Source organism: [Mycoplasma] falconis (genome assembly GCF_006385795.1).
GTDB lineage: Bacteria > Bacillota_I > Bacilli_A > Mycoplasmatales > Metamycoplasmataceae > Metamycoplasma > Metamycoplasma falconis.
Window position 1 is genome coordinate 1 of the sequence record NZ_VFSS01000022.1, and the last position, 730, is coordinate 730.

The following is a 730-nucleotide window of genomic DNA, read 5'->3' on the forward strand; positions in this document are numbered from 1 at the left end:
GTCAATGTGGCGGTTGGTGTAGCCGGGGTGTCCATCATCTTGTAGTCGGGATGGAACGCGGTGAAATGCACCGGCACGTCGACGCCCAGGTTTTCGCGGATCCATCTGCATTCGGCAGCGACTTCCGCGTCGCTGTCGTTACGTCCGGGAATCAGCAGGGTGGTGATCTCCAACCACACATTCGTCTGGTGCCGCAGGTAGGCCAGGGTGTCCAGGACGTTGCGCAGGTGACTGACGCAAACCTTGCGATAAAAGTCTTCGGTGAATGCCTTTAGGTCGACGTTGGCGGCGTCGACACGCCGGTAGAATTCCGCGCGGGGCTCAGGACACATGTACCCGGCCGTCACCGCGACGGCTTTGATTCCCTGGTCGTGGCAGGCGTCGGCTACATCGGCGGCATACTCCCAGAAGATCGTTGGGTCGTTGTAGGTGAATGCCACGCTGCGGCAACCCAATTCGTGTGCGGTCCGGGCGATGTCGGCCGGGGCCGCCCGACTGGCCAGGACGTCGATCTCGCGGGACTTGGAGATATCCCAGTTCTGGCAGAACTTGCACGCCAGGTTGCACCCGGCGGTGCCGAAAGACAGCGTCGCCGAACCTGGCAAGAAGTGGTTGAGCGGCTTTTTCTCGATCGGATCGACACAGAATCCGCTAGAGCGTCCGTAGCTGGTGCGCTTCACTTGATCGTCAAAGCGGCCGCGGACGAAACACAGGCCACGCTGTCCCTCGT

Annotated in this window: 1 protein-coding gene; it reads right to left on the reverse strand. The window is 61.4% G+C overall.

Annotated features, from left to right (window positions below; all coding sequences use genetic code 4):
• Positions 1-730 (reverse strand): AmmeMemoRadiSam system radical SAM enzyme (gene amrS, locus FJO69_RS07710; RefSeq protein ID WP_140781571.1); only part of this gene is annotated, 730 nt, incomplete at both ends.